The sequence below is a fragment of the Microbacterium sp. Cr-K32 genome, from assembly GCF_000708345.1.
In the GTDB taxonomy this organism is placed as follows: Bacteria; Actinomycetota; Actinomycetes; order Actinomycetales; family Microbacteriaceae; genus Microbacterium; species Microbacterium maritypicum_A.
In genome coordinates this window covers 1-24,728 of sequence record NZ_JARD01000015.1, presented here as the reverse complement: position 1 = coordinate 24,728, position 24,728 = coordinate 1, and the positions used below count along the sequence as shown (strand labels likewise).

The window sequence follows — 24,728 nt, the reverse complement described above, 5'->3', positions numbered from 1 at the left end:
CCGTGGCGGGATGAGAATCCTCCCCCAGGGCACTCCGGCCGCCGTCCCGGATGACGCGCGGCCGCTCGGAGAAGGACCGTTCCTCGAGTCGGGCATGCAGATCGACTGGCACTATCGGAAGCCGGGATGGCAGCCGGGGGAGCCCTCCAGGATCGCTCCGATGCGGGTGGTGCGCGACGACGAACGGGGGCTCGTCGCATGGCTCGCGCCCGGAACGCTGCAGGAGGCTCCGGGAGCTCTCGGCGGACAGCGAGTGCGTGAAGTACCGCTCTCGCGTCGCTGGCTCGAGCCGCGGACGCGCATCGTCGAGCCCTGGCGCGGGAACGGCGTGCTGTGCATCGCCCCCGCCGGGCTGCCATGGTCGGTCTGGTTGTTCTGGAGCGACACCACAGGCCCGGACTGGTCCTTCGCCGGCTGGTACGTGAACCTCGAGAACGCACATCTGCGCACCGATCACGACACCTACTCGTCCGACCACATCCTCGACGTCGAGATCGATCCGGAGGGCGGCATCCACCTCAAAGACGAGGACGAGCTCGTCGCCGCGATCCAGCAGGGGCGTCTCAGCCCCGAGCAGGCGGCGCAGATCGAGCGGCACGCGGACGCGGCCATCGCCTCGTTCGAGTCCGGTGACTGGTCGTTCGACGCCGCGTGGACACGTTGGCAGCCCGATCCCGCGTGGAGCGTCCCGGTGCTCGCGGGCCTGGATCGTCTGAGCACGCCCCCCGATCTGCTCTGAAGCGATCTGCTGTGGGCGGAGGAGGTTCCGCAGAGATCCGCCACCTGATGACATGGAATCATGACGGATGTTCTGATCCTCGGCGGTACGGGCTGGCTCTCCGGGCGCATCGCCCGGAGGTGGGTCGACGAAGGCGCCGCGGTCACGTGTCTCGGCCGCGGTTCCCGTCCGGCCCCCGAGGGTGCCGTGCTCGTGCGCGGCGATCGTGAGGATGCCGACGTCTATGCCGATCTCTCGCGGCGGGACTGGGATCACGTCGTGGACGTCTCGTCCCAGGCGGTGCAGGTCGAGACCGCGGTCGATGCGCTCGGCGATCGGGCGGGGCGCTGGAGCTACGTATCGTCCGTCTCGGTGTACTCCGATGACGAGACGGTCGGAGCAGATGAGTCGACGCCGCGACATCCGGCTGCGAGCCCGGGTGATGAGTACGACTACGGTGCGCAGAAGGCAGCAGCCGAAGATGCTGTCCTGCGCCTGGGGGAGCGCGGCTTCATCGTGCGCCCTGGGCTCATCGTGGGCGACGGCGACCCCAGCGACCGGTTCGGGTACTGGGCCGCGGCGTTCGCGCGAGCAGGCTCGGAAGCCGTGCTGCTGCCGCCGCTCGAGGGAAGGAGCACGCAGGTCATCGATGTCGACGATCTCGCGGCGTACATCGTCACGGCCACACGCAGCGGCGTGGTCAACGGCGTGGGCGATGAGCACCCCCTCACCGATGTGCTGGGTGCGGTGCGCCTCGCGGCCGGTCACACCGGCTCCGTGTACGTCGCGGACGAGGGATGGCTCCGTGCGCACGACGTCGAGTACTGGGCGGGGCCGCGGTCCCTGCCGCTGTGGCTGCCGACCGACATGAGTGGCTTCATGACCCGCTCGAATCGCGCATTCCACGCGAGCGGCGGGCGGCTTCGTCCGCTCGCGGACACGATCGAGCGCGTCGTCGCCGACGAACGGTCACGAGGCGTCGACCGGGAGCGCCATGCCGGCCTCACACGGGCAGAGGAGAGGGCTCTGCTGAGCGATCGCTAGACTGCGAGCAGTGACACGGGGTGCCGCGATCCGCGGCTGAGAACAGACCCGTCGAACCTGATCTAGTTCGTACTAGCGAAGGGATGTCGCGATGAGCGATCTTCTGCGTCCTGAATCCACCCACGACCTCGCCGGTTCCGCCGCGACCCTCCTGGAGGTGCTGCGCGAGGCTCCGCCGTTGACGCACTGCATCACCAATGCGGTCGTGACGGGATTCACCGCCAACGTGCTGCTGGCACTGGGCGCCGCACCCGCGATGGTCGACATCGTCGACGAGGCGGGGATGTTCGCCGGGGTCGCCTCCGGGGTGCTGATCAACCTGGGGACTCCCACGCCCGAGCAGCGGGCGGCGAGTCTGGAGGCGGTCGCCGGAGCCGCGGCGAACGGTACGCCTTGGGTTCTCGACCCGGTAGCTATCGGTGCGCTTCCGGTGCGCACCGCCCTCGCCCACCGGCTCGCGCAGCACCGACCGACCGCTATCCGCGGCAACGCCTCCGAGATCCTCGCCCTCGCCGGGCTCAGCACGGGCGGACGTGGGGTGGATGCCACCGACACCACGGACTCCGCAGCCGATGCCGCCGCAACGCTCGCGCGGACCACGGGCGCGGTGGTCGCAGTGTCGGGGCCGATCGATCTCATCACCGACGGGGTGCGGATGCTGCGCCTCGCCAACGGCCACGAGCTGCTGACCCGTGTGACCGGAGGAGGATGCGCGCTCGGCGCGGTGATGGCGGCCTTCCTCGGTGCGGCCGAGGCGACGGATCACGATGCGCTGACCGCTGTGGCTTCCGCGAGCCTCGTCTACACGATCGCCGCCGAGCGGGCAGCGGCGACATCCGCGGGGCCGGGCAGCTTCGCCGTCGCCCTGCTGGATGCGCTCGCCGCGGTGGGCCCCGACGACATCAGAGCCGATGCACGCGTCGAAGGCGGCGTCCGGTGAACGCCGATCTCTCGCTCTACCTCGTCACGGACGCGGCGCTCTGCGGGGACAGAGGCGTCGTCGAGACGGTGCGCCGAGCGGTCGACGGTGGGGTGCGAATCGTCCAATTGCGCGATAAGGACGCGACCGACGCCGAGACGGTCGATCAGCTGATCGCGTTGTCGCGGGTGATCGACGGGCGGGCGCTGCTCGTCGTGAACGACCGGCTGGACGCCGTGGTCGCTGCCCGGGAACGGGGCGCTCGGGTCGACGGCGTGCATCTGGGACAGGGCGATGCCTCCGTGCTGCGTGCGCGTGAGGCGCTCGGACCCGACGCGCTGATCGGCCTCACCGCGAACACTCGTGCGCATCTCGACGCGGTCGATGCTCTGCCCGCCGGCACCGTCGACTATCTGGGTATCGGTGTGATCCGCCCGACCGCCACCAAACCCGATCACCCCGCTCCTCTCGGCGTCGACGGCTTCCGTGATCTCGTGGCTGCCAGCTCTCTGCCGTGCGTGGCGATCGGCGGCGTCGGCATCGATGACACGGAACCCCTCCGCGACGCCGGTGCGGCCGGCCTCGCCGTCGTCTCGGTGCTGTGCGCCGCCGACGATCCCGAGGCCACGGCAGCGGAGTTCCGCCGGCGCTGGCTCGCCGGCGCCGTGCCGAGGGTGCTCAGCATCGCCGGCAGCGATCCGTCCGGGGGCGCGGGCATCCAGGCCGACCTCAAGTCCATCGCCGCGAACGGCGGATACGGGATGGCGGTCCTCACTGCGCTGACGGCGCAGAACACGCAGGGAGTGCGTGCCGTGCATGTGCCGCCCGCGCACTTCCTCCGCGCGCAGCTGGATGCGGTGTCGGACGACATCGTGATCGACGCCGTGAAGATCGGGATGCTCGCCGACGCCGACGTCATCCGCGTGGTGGGTGCGTGGCTCGACCGCGTTCGTCCGCCGGTCGTCGTGCTCGACCCCGTTATGGTGGCGACCTCCGGCGATCGGCTGCTGGATCCGGATGCCGAGCGGGCGCTGCACGATCTCCTCGCGCGGGCGACTCTGGTGACCCCGAACCTCGCCGAGCTCGCAGTGCTGTCCGGCCGCGACGTCCTCGACTGGGAGGACGCGCTCGCCGCGGCGGAGCAGCTGTCGGCCGCGGTCGGGGCGGCTGTCCTGGTCAAGGGGGGACACCTCGACGGCGATTCGGCTCCGGATGCGCTGGTCGATGCGCATCGCGGGACGCGCCAAGAGTTCGCCGGCACCCGGATCCCGACCAGGAACACGCACGGCACCGGCTGTTCGCTGTCGTCCGCGCTCGCGACGCTCCTCGCGCGCGGGGAGCGGCCGGCCGATGCGGTCAGCGCCGCGCGCGCCTGGCTCCGCGAATCCCTGCGCGCAGGGGACGCGCTGAGCGTGGGGCGGGGTCACGGGCCGATCGACCACTTCGCCGGGCTCCGGGAGCGTGCGGGGACAGAGACTCGACCGGCGGCTGACGACATCGCCGAGGACTGGTGGCAGGACATCGCGGAGATCCGCGCGGGGATCGACGAACTCGCGTTCATCCGGGCGCTCGCCGAGGGGACGCTGGAGCGCGGCCCCTTCCTGACCTATCTCGCGCAGGACGCGCTGTATCTGCGCGAGTACGCCCGTGTCCTCGCCGAGGCCGCCCGGCTCGCGCCGACGTCGGAGGAACAGGCCTTCTGGGCCGATTCCGCGCACGGCTCGATCGTGGGCGAACTCGAGCTGCACGCGTCGTATCTGACCCCGGCTCAGGGAGTGAGCGCGGCGACGTTCGCCGCGGAGCCGGGGCCGGCGACCACCGCGTACCTCGACCACCTGCGCTCCGTCGCGTTCGGCGGCGACTACGGCGAGATCGTCGCGGCCGTCCTTCCCTGCTTCTGGCTCTACACCGACCTCGGCCGACGCCTGCATGCCGGAGAGTTCGGGGAGTACGCGCGGGATCCGCAGCATCCCTTCGCGTCCTGGCTCACGACGTACGCGGATCCGGCATTCGAGGCGGCGACGGAGAAGGCGATCGCCTACGCTTCCGAGGCTGCGGCGCAGGCCGATGCCCCGACCCGTGCGCGCATGCGCCGGGTGTTCGCGGTGTCGAGCGCACACGAGCTCGCGTTCTTCGCCGCGCCGATGGGGCTGCAGCCTCTCAGATGACGGGGTGGATTTGCGGTGGCCGCCGGGGCCGCGCTACTGTCGCGACATGCCTTCGGCCGCCACCGCTTCTCCGACGCTCGCTCCGAGCGTCATCGCTGTGCGCCGACGCCGCGGCCGCCGACTGTAGGCGACCCCGCCCTCCTGCCTGCGCACGCGCAGCGGTCGAGAGCCGGTGTCGCCGCCTCCGGCCCCGTCCCCGGTCCTCCCTTCGAGGAAGGACCCGACCGTTAAGGTAGAAGCATGACGTATTCCGTCGCCGTCTCCGGCGCATCCGGCTACGCAGGCGGCGAGATTCTCCGTCTCCTGGCCGATCATCCCGACATGGAGATCCACACCGTCACGGCGCACTCGAACGCCGGGCAGCCTCTCGTCGACCACCAGCCGCATCTGCGCTCTCTGGCACACCTCACCCTGCAGGACACGACGCCCGAGATCCTCTCCGGCCACGACATCGTGTTCCTCGCACTCCCGCACGGGCAGTCGGGGCAGTACACCGATGCGCTCGGTGCGGCTCCGCTCGTGATCGATGCCGGAGCCGACCATCGGCTCACGTCGGCATCCGCGTGGGAGGCGTTCTACGGCGGGGCGTTCCACGAGCCCTGGACATACGGCGTCCCCGAGCTCCTGATCGACGGGGTCAAGCAACGAGAGCACCTCCGCGGCGCGACGCGCATCGCGGCTCCCGGCTGCAACGCCTCGACGGTGAGTCTCAGCCTCGCGCCGGGCGTCGCCGCCGGCGTGATCGACCCCTCGGACATCGTCTCGGTGCTGGCGGTCGGTCCGTCCGGTGCGGGGAAGAGCCTCAAGACGAACCTTCTCGGCAGCGAGATCCTCGGCACCGCGAACCCGTATGCGGTCGGGGGAACCCACCGGCACATACCGGAGATCCGTCAGGCGCTCGCCGCGGCATCGGGTATCGACGCCGACGGCATCCGTATCTCCTTCACTCCGGTGCTGGTGCCCATGTCGCGCGGAATCCTCGCCACGTCGACCGCACGGATCGCCGACGGCGTGACCGATGCGCAGATCCGCGACGCCTGGCAGAGCGCCTACGGCGACGAGACCTTCGTGCAGCTGCTGCCGGAGGGACGCTTCCCGCGCACGGCCGACGTGCTCGGCGCCAACACCGCGCTGATCGGGCTCGCGATCGATCGCGCCGCGAACCGGGTGACCGTGGTCACCGCGGTCGACAACCTCGTCAAGGGCACCGCCGGCGCTGCCATCCAATCCATGAACATCGCGCTGGGGCTTCCCGAGGCCCGCGCCCTCTCAGTGAACGGAGTCGCGCCGTGAGCGTCACCGCCCCCGCAGGTTTCGAGGCGGCCGGTGTGGCCGCAGGACTCAAGTCCACCGGCAAGCCCGATGTCGCCGTCGTCGTCAACCGCGGACCGCGCAAGGTCGGCGCCGCCGTCTTCACGAGCAACCGCGCCAAGGCCAACCCGATCATCTGGTCGCAGCAGGCCGTCGCCGACCGGGTGGTCGAGGCCGTCGTGCTCAACTCCGGCGGGGCGAACTGCTTCACCGGCGCTTTCGGATTCCAGACGACGCATCAGACGGCTGAGAAGGCGGCCGAGCTCCTCGGCGTCAGCGCCGGCGACGTGCTGATCTGCTCCACCGGTCTCATCGGCACAGGAGACGAGACGTTCCGTGCGCGTGTGCTCGCCGGCACGGAGCAGGCGATCGCCGAGCTCAGCGCTGATGGTGGAGAGAGCGCGGCGCACGCCATCATGACCACCGACACCGTCGCGAAGACCGCCGTGGTCAGCCGCGACGGCTGGACGATCGGTGGGATGGCGAAGGGAGCAGGAATGCTCGCGCCGGGCCTCGCCACGATGCTGGTCGTGATCACGACCGACGCCGTCCTCGAGCCGCTCCAGGCCGATGACGTGCTGCGCCGTGCGACCGGGCGGACCTTCGACCGGCTCGACTCCGACGGCTGCATGTCGACGAACGATCAGGTCACCCTCCTCGCCAACGGCGCCTCCGAGGTCGTGCCTGACCTCGACGACTTCGCCGCCGCGCTGATCGAGCTGTGCCAAGAGCTCGCGGTCAAGCTGCAGGGCGATGCCGAGGGCGCGAGTCACGACATCACGATCGAGGTGCAGCACGCGGTCTCCGAGCAGGACGCCGTCGAGGTCGGCCGGTCGGTCGCCCGCAACAACCTCTTCAAGGCCGCCATCTTCGGCAACGACCCGAACTGGGGCCGTGTGCTCGCCGCGATCGGCACCACGAACGCGCAGTTCGATCCCTACGACGTCGACGTCTGGATGAACGGCGTCCGCGTCTGCACGGCGGGCGGCCCCGACCGTCCCCGTGAAGAGGTCGACCTCACGCCGCGCGCCACGCACCTCGTGATCGACCTCAAGGTCGGCGAGTCGACGGCGACCGTGCTCACGAACGACCTCACCCACGACTACGTGCACGAGAACAGCGCCTACGCCTCATGACCGACATCCAGGACACCCCGGCCGAAGTCGCCGCACAGAAGGCCACGACCCTCATCGAGTCGCTGCCGTGGCTGAAGAAGTTCCGCGACCAGATCGTCGTCATCAAGTACGGCGGGAACGCGATGGTGTCGGAGGAGCTGCAGGACGCCTTCGCGCAGGACATCGCCTACCTCCGTTACGTCGGCGTGCTGCCGGTCGTCGTGCACGGCGGCGGCCCGCAGATCTCGAACATGCTGCAGCGGCTCGAGATCCCCAGCGAGTTCAAGGGCGGCTACCGGGTCACCAACACCGAGGCGATCAGCGTCGTGCGCATGGTGCTCACCGGTCAGGTCAATCCGCAGCTGGTGTCCAAGATCAACTCGCACGGCCCGATCGCGACCGGCCTCAGCGGGGAGGACGCCGGACTCTTCGGCGGGCGCCGTCGCGGTGTCGTGATCGACGGCCAAGAGGTCGACCTCGGTCGCGTCGGCGATGTCGTCGAAGTCGATCCGACTCCCGTGCTCGACCATCTCGCCGCCGGGCGCATCCCGGTGGTGTCGAGCATCGCGCCTGATCTCGATCATCCCGGCCAGTCGCTCAACGTCAACGCCGATGCCGCCGCCGCGGCTCTCGCCGTGTCCTTGCATGCGCGCAAACTCGTGATCCTCACGGATGTGCCGGGGCTCTACGCCGACTGGCCGAACCGCGACTCCCTCGTCTCGCACCTGACCTCGTCGGCCCTCATCGAGATGCTGCCGAAGCTCGAGTCGGGGATGATCCCCAAGATGCGCGCCTGCCTCGACGCGGTCGAAGGCGGCGTGGACGCGGCCGCGATCATCGACGGACGGGTGCCGCATTCGGTGCTCGTCGAACTGTTCACCAGCAAGGGAATCGGGACCGAAGTGGTCCTGGGAAAGTCGGAGGTGACGGGATGACCGTCTGGCAGGACGACGCGGCACGCGATCTCGTGCTCAATGCGGGGGAGCGGCTCGCGCTGCTGGTCCGCGGTGAGGGCTCGTACCTGTGGGATGCCGACGGTCGACGCCACCTCGACTTCCTCGCCGGCATCGCGGTGACCTCCCTCGGGCACGCGCACCCGGCCTTCGTCGAGGCCGTCTCGACGCAGGCGGCCACACTCGCGCACGTGTCGAACTACTTCGCCACCCCGCCCCAGCTCGCACTCGCCGCACGCATCAAGCGTCTCGCGGGTGCCGGTATCGACGGGCGGGTGTTCTTCTCGAACTCGGGTGCCGAGGCCAACGAGGCCGCTTTCAAGCTCGCCCGGCTGCACGGGGGCACCGAGCGTCCGCGCATCCTCGCGCTCGAGAACGGCTTCCACGGACGCACCATGGGCTCGCTCGCTCTCACCGCGAAGGCATCGATGCGCGCGCCGTTCGAGCCGATGCCCGCGGGCGTCGAGCACATCCCCGCCACGATCGAGGCGTTGGAAGCGGCGATGGACGACCGCGTCGCCGCGATCATCGTCGAGCCGATCCAGGGCGAGGCCGGAGTGGTCGAGCTGCCGGAGGGCTACCTCGCCGCCGCCCGCTCGCTGACCCTCGCGCACGGCGCGCTCCTGATCGTCGACGAGATCCAGACCGGAGCAGGCCGCACCGGTGAGTGGTTCGGGTTCAGCCACGAGGGCATCATTCCCGATGCGATCACGCTCGCGAAGGGGATCGGCGGCGGTTTCCCGATCGGCGCGCTGGTCACCTACGGCAGCGCCAGCGCGCTGTTCACCCCGGGGTCGCACGGCTCGACGTTCGGGGGCAACCCCCTGGCGACCGCTGTCGCCGACGCCGTGCTCGCCGAGATCGAGAGCGCCGGCCTGGTGGAGAACGCGGCCCGTCGCGGCGCGGAGCTGCGCGAGATCCTCCTCGGGATCGACTCCCCACTGGTCGAGGGCGTGCGCGGACGTGGTCTGCTCGTGGGCGTCGCGCTCACCGCTCCGGTGGCCGGTGCCGTCGTCGCGGCCGCACAGGAGCGCGGTCTCATCGTCAACGCCGCCAACCCCGAGACGGTGCGCATCGCGCCCGCTCTCACCATCGGCGACGCCGAACTCGCCGAGTTCCGCGAGCTGTTCACGGCCGCTCTCGCCGACGTCCAGGCCTCTGTAGCCGGAAAGGTATCCGCATGACCCGCCACCTGCTGCGTGACGATGACCTGACCCCCGCCGAGCAGGCGGAGATCCTCGACCTCGCCATCGAACTGAAGAAGGACCGCTGGGCCGACAAGAGCCTGGCCGGTCCTCAGACGGTCGCGGTCATCTTCGACAAGTCCTCCACGCGCACCCGTGTCTCGTTCGCGGTGGGCATCGCCGACCTCGGCGGCTCGCCGCTGATCATCTCGACCGCGAGCAGCCAGCTCGGGGGCAAAGAGACGCCGTCCGACACCGCGCGCGTCCTCGAGCGCCAGGTCGCGGCCATCGTGTGGCGCACCTATGCGCAGTCGGGGCTCGAAGAGATGGCCGAAGGCACGAGGGTGCCCGTCATCAACGCGCTCTCCGACGACTTCCACCCGTGCCAGCTGCTCGCCGATCTGCTGACGATCCGCGAGCACAAGGGAGATCTGAAGGGGCTCACGCTCACGTTCCTCGGCGACGGACAGAGCAACATGGCGCACTCGTACGCCCTCGCCGGTGTGACGGCGGGCATGCACGTGCGCATCGCGTCGCCGGAGGACTACGCGCCCCGCGCGGATGTCATCGAGGCCGCGGATCGCCGCGCTGCCGAGACCGGTGGCTCGATCACGCTCTACACCGACCCGGTCGAGGCGGCCGCCGGTGCCGACGTCGTGGTGACCGATACATGGGTCTCGATGGGCAAGGAGGAGGAGAAGCTCGCACGCATCCGCGATCTCGGCGGCTACAAGGTCACCCCCGAGACGATGGCGCTCGCCGACCCCGAGGCGATCTTCATCCACTGCCTCCCTGCCGATCGCGGCTATGAGGTCGACTCCAGCGTGATCGACGGGCCGCAGAGCGTGGTCTGGGATGAGGCGGAGAACCGTCTGCACGCGCAGAAGGCCCTCCTGGTCTGGCTCCTCGGCAAGAAGGACGCGTGATGAGCGAACCGACACACGAAGGCACCAACGAGGGCGCGCTCTGGGGTGCCCGCTTCGCCACGGGCCCGTCGCCGGAACTGGTCGAGCTGAGCCGTTCCACGCACTTCGACTGGATCCTCGCGCCGTACGACATCGCCGGCTCGCATGCACATGCCACGGCGCTCGAAGCTGCCGGATACCTCGAACCCGACGAGGCACGACGGATGCACGAGGGGCTGGATGCCGTGGCGCGCAAGGTCGCCGACGGCACGCTGCGACCGGTGCCGACCGACGAGGACGTGCACGGTGCGCTCGAGCAGGCGTTGATCGCCGAGCTCGGGCCGGAGCTGGGCGGGCGCCTGCGCGCCGGTCGCAGCCGCAACGACCAGATCGCCACCCTCGTGCGCATGTACCTGATCGATCATGCGCGGGTGATCGCCCGTGACATCCTGCGGGTGGTCGACGCGCTGGTGGCCCAGGCCGAAGCACATCCCGCCGCGATCCTGCCCGGACGCACGCACCTGCAGCATGCGCAGCCGGTGCTGCTCGCCCATCACCTGCAGGCCCACGGTTGGCCGCTGGTGCGCGAACTCGAACGCCTCGTGGACTGGCGGCGTCGTGCCGGCGTCTCACCGTACGGCGGGGGAGCGCTGGCCGGTTCCACGCTCGGTCTCGATCCGACGCTCGTGGCGACGGAGCTGGGTCTGGACCGCCCGGCCGAGAACTCCCTCGACGGCACCGCGGCCCGCGACGTCGTGGCGGAGTTCGCGTTCATCACGGCGATGACCGGGGTCGACATCTCGCGTCTCTCCGAGGAGATCATCCTCTGGAACACCCGCGAGTTCGGTTTCGTCACGCTCGACGATGGCTACTCCACGGGTTCGAGCATCATGCCGCAGAAGAAGAATCCCGACATCGCCGAGCTCGCTCGCGGCAAGTCGGGTCGCCTCATCGGCAACCTCTCCGGTCTGCTGGCCACGCTCAAGGGCCTTCCGCTCGCGTACAATCGCGATCTGCAGGAGGACAAGGAGCCGGTGTTCGACTCGGTTCAGACCCTCGAGGTGGTGCTCCCCGCCTTCGCGGGCATGATCGCGACGCTGCGTTTCGACACCGAACGGATGGCAGCTCTGGCTCCGCAGGGCTTCTCTCTCGCGACGGATGTCGCGGAATGGCTCGTGAAGCGCCGGGTGCCCTTCCGTGATGCCCATGAGATCTCGGGTGCGCTCGTGCGTGCGTGCGAGGAGCAGGGGATCGGGCTGGAGGACGCCTCCGACGAGCTGTTGCTGTCGGTGTCGCCGCATCTCGTGCCCGAGGTGCGCGAAGTCCTGACGATCGAGGGTTCGGTCGCATCGCGCACCGGCGCCGGGGGGACCGCCCCTGTGCGGGTCGCGGAGCAGCGTGCCGAGCTGGTCTCGCGCGCGCAGGCCGCCGCCCACGCCCTCGGCCTCTAGCCGAAGGCGTCGGCGGCCGGTCCGCGGCGGTTCAGTGCAGCTCGGCGTCGGCCGCCGACCGCTCCCAGCGGGTGAAGCGGACGGTGAGTCCGGCCCGGGTGGGCGCCGCGAGGAAGGGGCCGGCTGCAGCTGCGGACTGCCCGTCGAACGGCGCGACCCGCACCAGTCGCCATGGTCCGTCGTCGGCGCGGGCACGCACGATCACGGAGTCCGCCCAGCGGCTGACACGCACCGTGATCTCGCTCTCGAACCATTCGTCGACGTGGCCGACCGACCAGTCGGAGCCTCCCGCGGTGACCACGGCGCCGAGCCCGAGGTGATCATCGGCGTATTCCAGGCCGGTCTTGACCCAGTGCTCGTCGTCGATGCGCACGAATACGCCCGCCTGGTCGAACTGCCCGTCCCACGGGGCCCGGAAAGCGACCTCCATGGCCTCGCCCACCGCGAGCGGGGCGAGGAGAGCGTGCTCGTTATCGTGCACGAAGCCGTAGGCGGTGTGCCGCCAGGCATCGCTGCTTTCCACGGCGGTGATGTCGAGCGGAGCCGAACCGTCGGGGAGGGTGGACGGGGAGGCGGGGGCGTTGGTCCAGGTGCCCTGAGACCAGGGGATCATGTGCGATTCAGGCATGTTCTCAAGATATAGCCGATAAGCGCATAAGTCGAGCATTATTCGTGTTATGGTTATGCCATGGTCATCGCGGTACTCGCTGACATCGTGGGGTCTCGCCGACTCGACGATCGCACCGCCGCGCAACGCGTCCTCGACGACACCATAGCCGCGGTGGAGGTCGACCTCCCGCTGGCGACGCAGCCGCTCACGCCCACCGTAGGAGACGAGCAGCAGGGTGTCTACCGCGATCTGAGCGACGCGATGGTGTCGCTGCTGATGATCCAGCTGCGATTGCCCGACGGCATCGCCTTCCGCTTCGGCATCGGTGTGGGGGAGGTGCGTCCTGTCGAGTCGGTCCATCGCGAGCTCGCCGACGGACCGGGGTGGTATGCGGCCCGCGCGGCGATCGAGACCGTGCACGCCCGTGAGGGTCGCGCCGTGCCGCGCACGAGATCCTGGATTGTCGGAGCCCCGGGGCAGGATGAGGTCATGGAGAGCACGATCGCCGCATCGAACGCCTATCTCCTCGTCCGCGACGAGGTGGTCGGCGCGATGAGCGAGCGGGAACGACGGCTCACCTACGGTCGTCTGCTCGGTCGATCGCAGCAGGAGCTCGCGACCGAAGAGGGGATCACACAGCCCAGCGTTTCGAAGTCGCTGCGCACAGCGGGTACGGCCGCACTCATCGAGGGCGTCGCCGCGCTCCGAGGCGAGCGCGCATGATCGTCGCCGGATTCATCCTGCTGGCGGTCGGCGCCGCCGACCTGGTGCGTCAGTTCGCACCGCGCCGTTGGATCGGGTATCTCTCCGTCGCTGTCATCCTGCTCCTGCTCGGCAGCGTCAGCGACGCGCTCCTTCCCATGGTGCTCGCGATCGTTGCCGGTGCCCTCTGGGTGTGGTGCATGCCCACCGGACGCCCCGCCCCGCTGGGGTTCTGGCCCGCCGTGCTGCTCGCGGTCGTGAGCGTCGGCGCCGTCGTCGGGCTCGGTGCCCGTGCTGACGCCGGTCTGATCGGCGCGATCTGGCACCTCCGATCGCCGTTCGGTGAGGTCCCCTTCGACCTCGCGCTGCTGGCGCTGGGGGCCGGGGTCTTCCTCCTCGAGTCTTCGAATCTCGTGGTGCGTGCGGCGCTCGACGGGGAGCACACCTGGCTCCCGGCGGACCCGGCAGACCCGGCAGCGAGCGCGTCGAGGGGGACTGTCGCGGCCGCCGAGACCCCGGTGGCTTCCGAGACGGTCGATGGTGTCTCCGACGACGCCACGGAGGATGCTGTCGCGATGTCGGCGACGCTCCCGGTGGCAGCGCCCCGAGATCCGCGCAGCGGATTCAAGGGCGGACGACTGATCGGACCGCTGGAGCGCATCCTCGTCCTGATCCTCACTCTCGCTGCGGCCTATCCGATCCTGGCCGCGATGCTCGCGGCGAAGGGCATCGTCCGATTCCCGGAGATCTCGCGCGACGGCGAGACCGGGGCCCGCGCGGAGTACTTCCTCGTCGGCAGCCTGGTGAGCTGGGTGATCGCCCTCGGCGCCGCGTTCCTCGTGTGGTGGGCCGCGCACAGCTGACGGCAGTTCAGCCTCTCGACCGGTACCAGTCCAGCTTCTCCACCAGACGCCGCTGCTGCGCGAGAACGTCGGCGAGTTGCTTCTCGACCGTCGCGGCGTGCTCCTCGAGGAGCGCTATCCGCTCGGGGACGGTGTCCTCGCGTTGGCAGAGCCGGCCGTAGCGACGCAGGCGTTCCACGGGCATGCCCGTCTCGCGAAGGCACTTGAGGAACTCCAGAAGTCCGAGCTCGGTGTCGGTGTACGCCCGATGTCCGCCCGCGGTGCGGGACACGGCGGGCAGGATGCCCTCGCGCTCGTAGTACCGGAGCGTGTCGATGCTGAATCCGGAGCGTGCCGCAGCCTCCGCCGGCGTGTAGGTGGTCATGAACCGAGCATAGGACTTGACCTGGAGCGCACTCCAGGTTGCACAGTGAGGTCATGACCAACCGGAACGCCTCTGCATCCCCGCTCGTCCTCGGAGCGATGTCCTTCGGCACGCTCGTCGACGAGGAGACCTCATTCGCACTGCTCGACCGCTTCGTCGAGCGCGGCGGCATCTGGATCGACACCGCCGACTGCTACAGCTTCTGGGTGAGCGACACGGGGCAGGGGGGAGCCTCCGAGGAGGTTCTCGGACGCTGGCTCGCGGCGCGACCGCAGGCGCGAGCACAGGTCCGCATCTCGACGAAGGTCGGTGCCGAACCCCTGTGGCCCGGGTCCTGGCCCGAACATCGGACAGGGCTCTCCCCGCGAGCCATCCGCGCTGCTGTCGACGGGAGCCTCGCGCGTCTGGGCGTCGACAGGATCGACCTGCTGTGGCTGCACCAGGAGGATCGGGCCGTCGCGATCGAGGAGACCGTGGACGCTCTCGCGGCGCTCACCGCAGATGGCACCGTGAGCCGCGTCGGTGCCTCGAACCACCCGGCCTGGCGCATCGAGCGCGCCCGTGCGCACGCCAGGTCCATCGGCAGCGTTCCCATCGACGCGTTCCAGTTGAACAGCACGTACCTGCGCACGCGACCGGGAACGCTTCCCCCCGGGGTCGCCCATCCTTTCGGTGTGTTGAGCGATGAGCAGCGCGACTTCGCCCTGGCGAACGGGCTCGAGATCTGGGCGTACACGCCCCTGCTCTCGGGGGCCTATGACAATCCCGCGAAGCCCGTGCCCCCGGTGTACGACCATCCCGGAACCGCAGGTCGGCTCGCGGTGCTGGGCGAGGTCGCGGCGGCGCGAGGGCTCGGACGGGGGCAGATCGTGCTGGCCTGGCAGCTGGCCCGCGGCATCCGCCCGATCCTCGGCGGCAGCAGGGTCGATCAGCTCGACGTCGCGATGGATGCCGCGTCGATCTCTCTGTCTGCGGACGAGATCACTCTTCTCGACGGGCCGGTGTGAGTCGTTTCGCCGGTGCGCTGCGCTGATAGCCTGGAGCGCGTGTCAACTCCCGCTCTGACGACCGCACCCCAGGCGATCGATCCCACGTTCGAGAACGTGTGGGACGAACTCGTGTGGCGTGGTCTGGTCCATGTGTCCACCGACCAGGAGGCGCTGCGCGCCCTGCTCGCGGGAGACCCCATCACGTATTACTGCGGGTTCGATCCGACGGCTCCCAGCCTGCACCTGGGCAACCTCGTGCAGCTGTTGACGCTGCGCCGCATCCAGCTCGCCGGCCACAAGCCCCTCGGCCTCGTCGGCGGCTCGACCGGACTCATCGGAGATCCGCGCCCCACGGCCGAGCGCACGCTGAACACTCGGGAGACGGTCGAGGACTGGGTCGGTCGCCTGCGCACGCAGGTCGAGCGCTACCTCAGCTTCGAGGGCGACAACGCCGCCCGCATCGTGAACAACCTCGACTGGACGGCCCCGCTGAGCGCGATCGACTTCCTGCGCGAGATCGGCAAGTACTTCCGTGTCGGCACGATGCTCAAGAAGGATGCGGTCGCCGCGCGCCTGAACTCCGACGAGGGCATCAGCTACACCGAGTTCAGCTACCAGATCCTGCAGGGCATGGACTTCCTCGAGCTGTACCGGCAGTACGACTGCGTGCTGCAGACCGGCGGCTCGGATCAGTGGGGCAATCTCACCAGTGGTACTGACCTCATCCGTCGTGCCGAGGGAGCGTCGGTGCATGCCATCGGCACGCCGCTCATCACGAACAGCGACGGCACCAAGTTCGGCAAGAGCGAGGGCAATGCCATCTGGCTCGATGCCGACATGTGCAGCCCGTACCGGATGTACCAGTTCTGGCTGAGCACGACCGACGCCGACGTGATCGATCGCCTGAAGGTGTTCACCTTCCTCGGCAGAGCCGAGATCGAGGAATATGCCGAACTCGTGGCGACCGAGCCGTTCCGTCGGGCTGCGCAGAAGCGGCTCGCCCTCGAGGTCGTCGCGACGGTGCATGGTGTCGAGGCGACTGCGGCCGTGATCGCCGCGTCCGAGGCACTGTTCGGGCAGGGTGATCTGACCGCGCTCGATGCCGGCACGCTGCGCACCGCTCTGGAGGAGCTTCCGAACGCGACGGTCGCTCTCGGTGCACCGGTGGTCGAGGTCTTGGTGTCGACCGGTCTGGTGGCGAGCCTGTCCGAAGCCAGGCGTGCGATCACGCAGGGTGGCGTCACTCTCGACGGCGAACGGGTCGAAGACGAGACAGCCGCGGTCCAGGGCACCCTTCCCGGAGGAGTCTCCGTGCTCCGCCGCGGCAAAAAGACCCTCGCCGGCGTCTTCCTCGGCTGAGTCCCCGGCTGTCGGCAGCAGAGGTCTTCGGGTAGCAGGGTCGGATGCCGTTCACCGCCAGTCACGCTTTGGTCGCGCTGCCGTTCGTCCGCACGCCGCTGGTGCCGGCGGCGATCGCGATCGGCGCGATGGCGCCTGACCTGCCACTGTTCGTGCGGGGTGTCGGACTGAACTACTCGTTCACGCATACGTTCGGCAACGTCGTGTGGACCGCGCTGCTCGCGTTCGCACTGTTCCTGATCTGGCGGGTCGTCTTGCGTCCGGCGGTTCCCGAACTCGGTCCGCTGTGGGTGGCGCGGCGGCTGCCCGAGGACTGGACCGATCGCGGGGCCACGGCAGCACGAGCGGCGGTCGGCATCGGTCAGAAGCGCGCGTATCCGGTCCTGCTCGCCGCGTCGCTCGCGATCGGGGTGCTCTCGCACATCGTGTGGGACCTCTTCACGCACGAGGGACGATGGGGCGTCGGTCTGATTCCCGGGCTCGATGAGATGTGGGGTCCGCTCCCCGGTTTCAAGTGGCTTCAGCACGGGTCGAGCCTGGTGGGCCTCGCCATCATCGGTGTCTGGGCGCTCCTGTGGCTGCGTCGGCAGGCTCCGCGTCGCGCAATCACGCAGTCGGTACCCACCTGGCTGCGTGTGTCATGGTGGGTGTCGCTTCCCGTGATCCTGCTCGCCGCCTGGGTCGGTGGACTCGTCGTCTTCGGTCCGCTCGACGCGGAGTTCACCGTCCAGCACCTCGCCTACCGGGTTCTTCCTCCGGCATGTGCGCTGTGGGGCGCGATCACGTTCGTCCTCTGCGTCGCGCTGTCGGTGCGCGGCCGTCACCAGACGGGCTGATCCGATCCCCAGGGATGCGGGGCCCGGAACTCGAAACCCGGCAGAGCGGGTCGCGCCGTCACGAGGGCGCTCCCGTCGACATCGAATCGCGCGAGGTGCGGCCGAACGTCGAACTCGACCTCGGCTGCGGGGTCTCCACGGCGCGGCATCCCGAGCAGCTCCGCGGCGATGCGACGCAGTGACGTGCGCACGATCCGTGACCCTCCCTCCCGTGACCGCCGCCTGAGCAGCGTGGTCACCGCGGCGGCGAGAAGATACCCGGCGCTGTGATCGAGGGCCTGCGCCGGGAGCGCTCCTGGACGCCCGCCTTCCGCGGACTCGATGCGCGAGATGCCGGATTCGGCCTGCACGAGGCTGTCGAAGCCGGCGCGGTTCGGACTCTCCGTACCCCAGGCGCTGAGTTGCGCGACGATGAGCCCAGGGTGTCGGCGCGCGAGCAGCTCCGGATGCAGCCCGAGTCTGTCGAGAGCGGCCGGTCGGTAGCCGAGGACCACGGCATCGGCTTCGGCCAGCAACTCCTGGAGTCGGGCACTGCGTGCGTCGAGTATGGCGGATCGTTTGCCGTGGCCGGTATCGAGATGCTGCCACGCCGGTTCCGGCAGATGCGGGGGATCGATGCGCAAGACGTCGGCGCCGAGAAGAGCGAGGGTCCGCGTGCAGACCGGCCCCGCGATGACGCGCGTCAGATCGAGCACGCGCATGCCGCTCAGGGGGAGGGAACCGGGTGACGTCGCCGTGAGCTCCGATCGACGGGGGTGCGAGGCGGATTCCTCATCCACCCGGCTGACCTCGAGGAGTGGTCGTTCGCGCAGTGCCCGATCGACGGCGGGCCTCTCGACGGCGACAGGAACAGCCAGACCGCCGGCGGATGTGATGTCGGAGACGGCCGTCGCTGTCCTCCGCTCCGCGAGTGCAACACGAACGGCAGCCGGATCGGCGTCTTCTCGCAGGTGGAGTCCCGCACGCAGCGCGGCAGCGTGATGCGGGTAGTTCCCGTGCGTGCGGACCCATCCGTCGGTGGTCTCCCAGAACCCGGAGTACGGGGACCAGACCGGGGGAGCGTCGCCATCGATCGTGAGCACGCGGTCGCTCCGGTAGGCGATGGCGACGCGGGCCGGATCCAGCGAGACGGGGGAACAGCCAGCCGCGAGAACCGCCGCGCTGACGCTCGCCCACGCCAGCGTGCCGGTGGCCAGTCGGGAGGGAAGCGGGACAGTCGGGGGAGGCGGGAGCACCGTCGAGCCACGGTCGATCCCGAGTTCACGCCGCACGCGATCGAGCAGCGCGGCGCCCGCGTCACCATTCCCCGAGGCTTCATCGTGCGGGGGAACGACCGGGCGGAAATCCGCAGATGCAGGCATGGCGCGATCGTACTCCCGACCCCCACAGAGGGCGGAAACTACTCCTGATCCGGCGGAAACATGGGAGAGAGCACCAGCGACACGCCCGGGTGGTGTGGCCCGATTTGCCAGAACCCCGAGATCCACGTAACTTATTACTTGTTCGCCCCACAGGGACGCGGAGGAGCCAAGAGCTTCACCCCCCTCAAGCGGAGAACCACTCCCGATCCACTCTCACTTGAGAGATCAGGCGCTTGCGTCTAGGATAGGGACTCCACCTCTTCTGCGGCTGTCATCAGCTGCGCTGCGGATCTTCGATCCGCGCGGCGCGCCGATTTGACAAGCAAGAGAGAGTGGGTAAGATAGAGAAGTTGCCCTTCGGGCCTGGCTGTGATGGCTGGGTCGTGGGAGCATCCGATCCTTGAGAACTCAACAGCGTGCACTTGTCAAATGCCAAATTATCCTCGTCTAGCTTCGGCTAGTTGAGAATTCCTTTGGATCAAAGACCAACCTCCTTGTGGGGTTGGCAATGGATGAAGTCAGCAATGAATTTGTCTCTTTGGTCAGCATCAAACTCGCTGCGTCACCGTTTTCCCGGTGGGGTATGCATTTCTTTTTTACGGAGAGTTTGATCCTGGCTCAGGATGAACGCTGGCGGCGTGCTTAACACATGCAAGTCGAACGGTGAACACGGAGCTTGCTCTGTGGGATCAGTGGCGAACGGGTGAGTAACACGTGAGCAACCTGCCCCTGACTCTGGGATAAGCGCTGGAAACGGCGTCTAATACTGGATATGTGACGTGACCGCATGGTCTGCGTCTGGAAAGAATTTCGGTTGGGGATGGGCTCGCGGCCTATCAGCTTGTTGGTGAGGTAATGGCTCACCAAGGCGTCGACGGGTAGCCGGCCTGAGAGGGTGACCGGCCACACTGGGACTGAGACACGGCCCAGACTCCTACGGGAGGCAGCAGTGGGGAATATTGCACAATGGGCGCAAGCCTGATGCAGCAACGCCGCGTGAGGGACGACGGCCTTCGGGTTGTAAACCTCTTTTAGCAGGGAAGAAGCGAAAGTGACGGTACCTGCAGAAAAAGCGCCGGCTAACTACGTGCCAGCAGCCGCGGTAATACGTAGGGCGCAAGCGTTATCCGGAATTATTGGGCGTAAAGAGCTCGTAGGCGGTTTGTCGCGTCTGCTGTGAAATCCGGAGGCTCAACCTCCGGCCTGCAGTGGGTACGGGCAGACTAGAGTGCGGTAGGGGAGATTGGAATTCCTGGTGTAGCGGTGGAATGCGCAGATATCAGGAGGAACACCGATGGCGAAGGCAGATCTCTGGGCCGTAACTGACGCTGAGGAGCGAAAGGGTGGGGAGCAAACAGGCTTAGATACCCTGGTAGTCCACCCCGTAAACGTTGGGAACTAGTTGTGGGGTCCATTCCACGGATTCCGTGACGCAGCTAACGCATTAAGTTCCCCGCCTGGGGAGTACGGCCGCAAGGCTAAAACTCAAAGGAATTGACGGGGACCCGCACAAGCGGCGGAGCATGCGGATTAATTCGATGCAACGCGAAGAACCTTACCAAGGCTTGACATATACGAGAACGGGCCAGAAATGGTCAACTCTTTGGACACTCGTAAACAGGTGGTGCATGGTTGTCGTCAGCTCGTGTCGTGAGATGTTGGGTTAAGTCCCGCAACGAGCGCAACCCTCGTTCTATGTTGCCAGCACGTAATGGTGGGAACTCATGGGATACTGCCGGGGTCAACTCGGAGGAAGGTGGGGATGACGTCAAATCATCATGCCCCTTATGTCTTGGGCTTCACGCATGCTACAATGGCCGGTACAAAGGGCTGCAATACCGCGAGGTGGAGCGAATCCCAAAAAGCCGGTCCCAGTTCGGATTGAGGTCTGCAACTCGACCTCATGAAGTCGGAGTCGCTAGTAATCGCAGATCAGCAACGCTGCGGTGAATACGTTCCCGGGTCTTGTACACACCGCCCGTCAAGTCATGAAAGTCGGTAACACCTGAAGCCGGTGGCCTAACCCTTGTGGAGGGAGCCGTCGAAGGTGGGATCGGTAATTAGGACTAAGTCGTAACAAGGTAGCCGTACCGGAAGGTGCGGCTGGATCACCTCCTTTCTAAGGAGCATCTGACACTTTCGGGTGTCCAGAACCCAGATCGAGAACGTTCGTTTCTCGCTGGGAGCTCATGGGTGGAACATTTGACATGGTGCGAAGGATGCTGTTCTTCTCCAGTACGCCACTTCGGTGGTTGGAACGGGGAGGGTGGCGGATGTCGCACCTGCACGCTGTTGGGTCCTGAGGGACCGGATGCGGATCTTTCGGGATCTGGTCTGAACCTCTGGGCCTCTTTCTGTTTCCCCCGTGTGGGGTTGTGGATAGGGGCACCGCCCGTACTTTGAGAACTACACAGTGGACGCGAGCATCTTGCAGCTGGCTTCGGTCAGTTGCACAAGATGATCTTAAAGATCATTAGTCAATTTCAGATTCCATCTTCGGATGGGGTCGAGTTTTTGATTCAAACTCATGTGATTTCAAGTCTTTAAGAGCAAACGGTGGATGCCTTGGCATCTGGAGCCGAAGAAGGACGTAGCAATCTGCGATAAGCCTCGGGGAACTGATAAGCAAGTTTTGATCCGAGGGTGTCCGAATGGGGAAACCCCGCTGGGCGGCGTGCCGACCTAGTGACTCCCGCCTGAATATATAGGGCGGGTAGAGGGAACGTGGGGAAGTGAAACATCTCAGTACCCACAGGAAGAGAAAGCAACCGCGATTCCGTTAGTAGTGGCGAGCGAAACCGGAACAGGCTAAACCTAGCGTGTGTGATAGCCGGCAGGCGTTGCACGTTGGGGGTTGTGGGACTTTTCAGTCATCTCTGCCGAGGTGGCGGCGTTACAAGAAGGTATAGACGAACGGTCTTGAAAGGCCGGTCATAGAGGGTGCCAACCCCGTAGTCGAAATGCCTCTCTTGGCGCGAAGAGTATCCCAAGTAGCACGGGGCCCGTGAAATCCCGTGTGAATCTGTCAGGACCACCTGATAAGCCTAAATACTCCCAGATGACCGATAGCGGACAAGTACCGTGAGGGAAAGGTGAAAAGTACCCCGGGAGGGGAGTGAAATAGTACCTGAAACCGTTTGCTTACAAACCGTTGGAGCCTCCTTAGTAGGGGTGACAGCGTGCCTTTTGAAGAATGAGCCTGCGAGTTAGCGATATGTGGCGAGGTTAACCCGTGTGGGGTAGCCGTAGCGAAAGCGAGTCTGAATAGGGCGATTCAGTCGCATGTCCTAGACCCGAAGCGAAGTGATCTATCCATGGCCAGGTTGAAGCGACCGTAAGACGTCGTGGAGGACCGAACCCACTTAGGTTGAAAACTGAGGGGATGAGCTGTGGATAGGGGTGAAAGGCCAATCAAACTTCGTGATAGCTGGTTCTCTCCGAAATGCATTTAGGTGCAGCGTTGCGTGTTTCTTGCCGGAGGTAGAGCTACTGGATGGCCGATGGGCCCTACAAGGTTACTGACGTCAGCCAAACTCCGAATGCCGGTAAGTGAGAGCGCAGCAGTGAGACTGTGGGGGATAAGCTTCATAGTCGAGAGGGAAACAACCCAGACCACCAACTAAGGTCCCAAAGCGCGTGCTAAGTGGGAAAGGATGTGGAGTTGCCTTGACAACCAGGAGGTTGGCTTAGAAGCAGCCACCCTTGAAAGAGTGCGTAATAGCTCACTGGTCAAGTGATTCCGCGCCGACAATGTAACGGGGCTCAAGCACGCCACCGAAGTTGTGGCATTGACATTATTGGTAGGCCTTCGTGGTCCAGCCGTGTTGATGGGTAGGAGAGCGTCGTGTGGCCAGCGAAGCGGCGGTGTAAACCAGCCGTGGAGGCTACACGAGTGAGAATGCAGGCATGAGTAGCGAATGACGTGTGAGAAACACGTCCTCCGAAAGACCAAGGGTTCCAGGGTCAAGCTAATCTTCCCTGGGTAAGTCGGGACCTAAGGCGAGGCCGACAGGCGTAGTCGATGGACAACGGGTTGATATTCCCGTACCGGCGAAGAACCGCCCAAGCTAATCCAGTAGTGCTAAGTGTCTGAATCCCAGTGACTGATCCCTTCGGGGTGACGCTCTGGGCCTAGCGCACGACCCCATTCTGGTGCGGTTAGCGTATTAACAGGTGTGACGCAGGAAGGTAGCCCAAGCCAGGCGATGGTTGTCCTGGTGCAAGTGCGTAGGCCGAGTCGTAGGCAAATCCGCGATTCACATAGGCTGAGACACGATGCGGATAAAAAGTGGGTGATCCTATGCTGCCAAGAAAAGCATCGACGCGAGGTTCTAGCCGCCCGTACCCCAAACCGACTCAGGTGGTCAGGTAGAGAATACCAAGGAGATCGAGAGAATCGTGGTTAAGGAACTCGGCAAAATGCCCCCGTAACTTCGGGAGAAGGGGGGCCTTCGGCGTATAGGGATTTACTCCCGAAAGCGTTTGGAGGCCGCAGAGACTAGTGGGTAGCGACTGTTTACTAAAAACACAGGTCCGTGCCAAGTCGCAAGACGATGTATACGGACTGACGCCTGCCCGGTGCTGGAAGGTTAAGAGGACCGGTTAGCCGCAAGGCGAAGCTGAGAATTTAAGCCCCAGTAAACGGCGGTGGTAACTATAACCATCCTAAGGTAGCGAAATTCCTTGTCGGGTAAGTTCCGACCTGCACGAATGGCGTAACGACTTCCCAACTGTCTCAACCGCGAACTCGGCGAAATTGCATTACGAGTAAAGATGCTCGTTACGCGCAGCAGGACGGAAAGACCCCGTGACCTTTACTACAGCTTGGTATTGGTGTTCGGTGTGGCTTGTGTAGGATAGGTGGGAGACTTTGAAGCATGGACGCTAGTTCGTGTGGAGTCATTGTTGAAATACCACTCTGGTCACTCTGGATATCTAACTTCGAACCGTAATCCGGTTCAGGGACAGTGCCTGGTGGGTAGTTTAACTGGGGCGGTTGCCTCCCAAAAAGTAACGGAGGCGCCCAAAGGTTCCCTCAACCTGGTTGGCAATCAGGTGTCGAGTGTAAGTGCACAAGGGAGCTTGACTGTGAGACTGACAGGTCGAGCAGGGACGAAAGTCGGGACTAGTGATCCGGCAGTGGCTTGTGGAAGCGCTGTCGCTCAACGGATAAAAGGTACCTCGGGGATAACAGGCTGATCTTGCCCAAGAGTCCATATCGACGGCATGGTTTGGCACCTCGATGTCGGCTCGTCGCATCCTGGGGCTGGAGTAGGTCCCAAGGGTTGGGCTGTTCGCCCATTAAAGCGGTACGCGAGCTGGGTTTAGAACGTCGTGAGACAGTTCGGTCCCTATCCGCTGCGCGCGTAGGAAATTTGAGAGGATCTGACCCTAGTACGAGAGGACCGGGTTGGACGAACCTCTGGTGTGTCAGTTGTTCCGCCAGGAGCACCGCTGATTAGCTACGTTCGGGATGGATAACCGCTGAAAGCATCTAAGCGGGAAGCCGGCCTCAAGATGAGATTTCCATACCTTCGGGTGAGAGGCTCCCAGCCAGACTACTGGGTTGATAGGCCAGATGTGGAAGTGCAGTAATGCATGCAGCTGACTGGTACTAATAAGCCGATGACTTGATAACACACCGTTTGTTGGTGCTACGCGTCCACTGAGTGGTTCTCGATGTACGGTCGAGAACCGCATAACAACAATGACTTTGTTATGTGTTTGATTGAAACATCAATAGTGTTTCGGCGGCCATAGCGTGAGGGAAACGCCCGGTTACATTCCGAACCCGGAAGCTAAGCCTCACAGCGCCGATGGTACTGCAGGGGGGACCCTGTGGGAGAGTAGGACACCGCCGGACTCCTTTTAGACAA

The 24,728-nt window shown here is 66.2% G+C and carries 18 protein-coding genes, 3 rRNA genes and 1 riboswitch; of the genes, 18 read left to right on the top strand and 3 right to left on the bottom strand.

The window, feature by feature from the left end; genetic code table 11:
* Positions 1 to 10: 10 nt before the first annotated feature.
* The 10 genes from GZ64_RS19420 (at position 11) to argH (ending at position 11,768) form a co-directional block, all read left to right on the top strand.
* Positions 11 to 739, top strand: coding sequence for a DUF402 domain-containing protein (locus GZ64_RS19420; protein ID WP_051667887.1), 729 nt, complete (start codon positions 11 to 13; stop codon positions 737 to 739).
* Positions 740 to 799: 60 nt separating this feature from the next.
* The gene (locus GZ64_RS0107205) at positions 800 to 1,762 is read left to right on the top strand and encodes an NAD-dependent epimerase/dehydratase family protein (RefSeq protein ID WP_029265646.1); all 963 of its coding nucleotides are present in this window, start codon (positions 800 to 802) and stop codon (positions 1,760 to 1,762) included.
* Positions 1,763 to 1,768: 6 nt separating this feature from the next.
* A riboswitch (TPP riboswitch) is annotated at positions 1,769 to 1,863 on the top strand.
* Positions 1,854 to 2,702 carry a hydroxyethylthiazole kinase gene (gene thiM, locus GZ64_RS0107200; RefSeq protein ID WP_029265645.1) on the top strand — a complete coding sequence of 283 codons (849 nt, stop codon included), beginning with the start codon at positions 1,854 to 1,856 and terminating at the stop codon, positions 2,700 to 2,702. (Overlaps the previous riboswitch by 10 nt.)
* Complete coding sequence (locus tag GZ64_RS0107195; protein WP_029265644.1) at positions 2,699 to 4,849, top strand: bifunctional hydroxymethylpyrimidine kinase/phosphomethylpyrimidine kinase; 2,151 nt, start codon at positions 2,699 to 2,701, stop codon at positions 4,847 to 4,849. The genes thiM and GZ64_RS0107195 overlap by 4 nt, the downstream gene beginning before the upstream one ends.
* Before the next feature lie 240 nt (positions 4,850 to 5,089).
* A complete protein-coding gene (argC, locus tag GZ64_RS0107190) occupies positions 5,090 to 6,142 on the top strand; it encodes an N-acetyl-gamma-glutamyl-phosphate reductase (protein WP_029265643.1) in 1,053 nt (350 codons plus the stop codon).
* Positions 6,139 to 7,296 (top strand): bifunctional glutamate N-acetyltransferase/amino-acid acetyltransferase ArgJ, encoded by a 1,158-nt coding sequence (gene argJ / locus GZ64_RS0107185; RefSeq protein ID WP_029260619.1) that lies wholly within the window; start codon positions 6,139 to 6,141, stop codon positions 7,294 to 7,296. Before argC ends, argJ begins: the two co-directional genes overlap by 4 nt.
* Positions 7,293 to 8,210, top strand: coding sequence for an acetylglutamate kinase (argB, locus tag GZ64_RS0107180; protein ID WP_029265642.1), 918 nt, complete (start codon positions 7,293 to 7,295; stop codon positions 8,208 to 8,210). The genes argJ and argB overlap by 4 nt, the downstream gene beginning before the upstream one ends.
* Complete coding sequence (locus tag GZ64_RS0107175) at positions 8,207 to 9,412, top strand: acetylornithine transaminase (protein ID WP_021199753.1); 1,206 nt, start codon at positions 8,207 to 8,209, stop codon at positions 9,410 to 9,412. Before argB ends, GZ64_RS0107175 begins: the two co-directional genes overlap by 4 nt.
* A complete protein-coding gene (gene argF / locus GZ64_RS0107170; RefSeq protein WP_029265641.1) occupies positions 9,409 to 10,338 on the top strand; it encodes an ornithine carbamoyltransferase in 930 nt (309 codons plus the stop codon). Before GZ64_RS0107175 ends, argF begins: the two co-directional genes overlap by 4 nt.
* Complete coding sequence (argH, locus tag GZ64_RS0107165; protein WP_029260621.1) at positions 10,338 to 11,768, top strand: argininosuccinate lyase; 1,431 nt, start codon at positions 10,338 to 10,340, stop codon at positions 11,766 to 11,768. Before argF ends, argH begins: the two co-directional genes overlap by 1 nt.
* A 31-nt stretch (positions 11,769 to 11,799) precedes the next feature.
* Here argH and GZ64_RS0107160 read toward each other — a convergent pair whose 3' ends face one another.
* Complete coding sequence (locus GZ64_RS0107160; protein ID WP_029265640.1) at positions 11,800 to 12,396, bottom strand: DUF1349 domain-containing protein; 597 nt, start codon at positions 12,394 to 12,396, stop codon at positions 11,800 to 11,802.
* A gap of 60 nt (positions 12,397 to 12,456) precedes the next feature.
* Between GZ64_RS0107160 and GZ64_RS0107155 the strand changes: the two genes are divergently transcribed.
* Both GZ64_RS0107155 and GZ64_RS0107150 read left to right on the top strand, forming a co-directional pair.
* Positions 12,457 to 13,101, top strand: a complete 645-nt coding sequence (locus tag GZ64_RS0107155) for a SatD family protein (protein ID WP_029260623.1) — start codon at positions 12,457 to 12,459, stop codon at positions 13,099 to 13,101.
* Positions 13,098 to 13,943 carry a hypothetical protein gene (locus GZ64_RS0107150; protein WP_029265639.1) on the top strand — a complete coding sequence of 282 codons (846 nt, stop codon included), beginning with the start codon at positions 13,098 to 13,100 and terminating at the stop codon, positions 13,941 to 13,943. Before GZ64_RS0107155 ends, GZ64_RS0107150 begins: the two co-directional genes overlap by 4 nt.
* A 7-nt stretch (positions 13,944 to 13,950) precedes the next feature.
* On the opposite strand, the gene GZ64_RS0107145 is transcribed toward GZ64_RS0107150, so the two are convergent.
* Positions 13,951 to 14,307, bottom strand: a complete 357-nt coding sequence (locus tag GZ64_RS0107145; protein WP_029265638.1) for a MerR family transcriptional regulator — start codon at positions 14,305 to 14,307, stop codon at positions 13,951 to 13,953.
* A 53-nt stretch (positions 14,308 to 14,360) separates the two neighbouring features.
* On the opposite strand from GZ64_RS0107145, the gene GZ64_RS0107140 reads away from it, so the two are divergent.
* Genes GZ64_RS0107140 through GZ64_RS0107130 form a run of 3 tightly spaced genes read left to right on the top strand, consistent with a single transcriptional unit; the run spans position 14,361 to position 17,491 of the window.
* On the top strand, positions 14,361 to 15,314 hold the full coding sequence (locus tag GZ64_RS0107140) for an aldo/keto reductase (protein WP_029265637.1): 954 nt from the start codon (positions 14,361 to 14,363) through the stop codon (positions 15,312 to 15,314).
* 39 nt (positions 15,315 to 15,353) lie between these two features.
* Positions 15,354 to 16,655: a tyrosine--tRNA ligase gene (gene tyrS / locus GZ64_RS0107135; RefSeq protein WP_029265636.1), complete on the top strand. Its 1,302-nt coding sequence runs from the start codon at positions 15,354 to 15,356 to the stop codon at positions 16,653 to 16,655.
* Between the two features lie 44 nt (positions 16,656 to 16,699).
* Positions 16,700 to 17,491, top strand: coding sequence for a DUF4184 family protein (locus tag GZ64_RS0107130; protein WP_029265635.1), 792 nt, complete (start codon positions 16,700 to 16,702; stop codon positions 17,489 to 17,491).
* Here the strand turns inward: GZ64_RS0107130 and GZ64_RS0107125 are convergent.
* Positions 17,476 to 18,852: a CoA transferase gene (locus GZ64_RS0107125; RefSeq protein WP_081859692.1), complete on the bottom strand. Its 1,377-nt coding sequence runs from the start codon at positions 18,850 to 18,852 to the stop codon at positions 17,476 to 17,478. The genes GZ64_RS0107130 and GZ64_RS0107125 overlap by 16 nt on opposite strands.
* Positions 18,853 to 19,447: 595 nt before the next feature.
* Between GZ64_RS0107125 and GZ64_RS0107120 the strand changes: the two genes are divergently transcribed.
* From GZ64_RS0107120 to rrf, 3 genes are all read left to right on the top strand, one after another.
* Positions 19,448 to 20,971 (top strand): 16S ribosomal RNA (locus GZ64_RS0107120).
* A 414-nt stretch (positions 20,972 to 21,385) separates the two neighbouring features.
* A 23S ribosomal RNA gene (locus GZ64_RS0107115) occupies positions 21,386 to 24,490 on the top strand.
* Positions 24,491 to 24,598: 108 nt separating this feature from the next.
* Positions 24,599 to 24,715: ribosomal RNA gene (rrf, locus tag GZ64_RS0107110) — 5S ribosomal RNA — on the top strand.
* The 16S, 23S and 5S rRNA genes sit together here, the layout of an rRNA operon.
* The last annotated feature ends 13 nt before the right edge of the window (positions 24,716 to 24,728 follow it).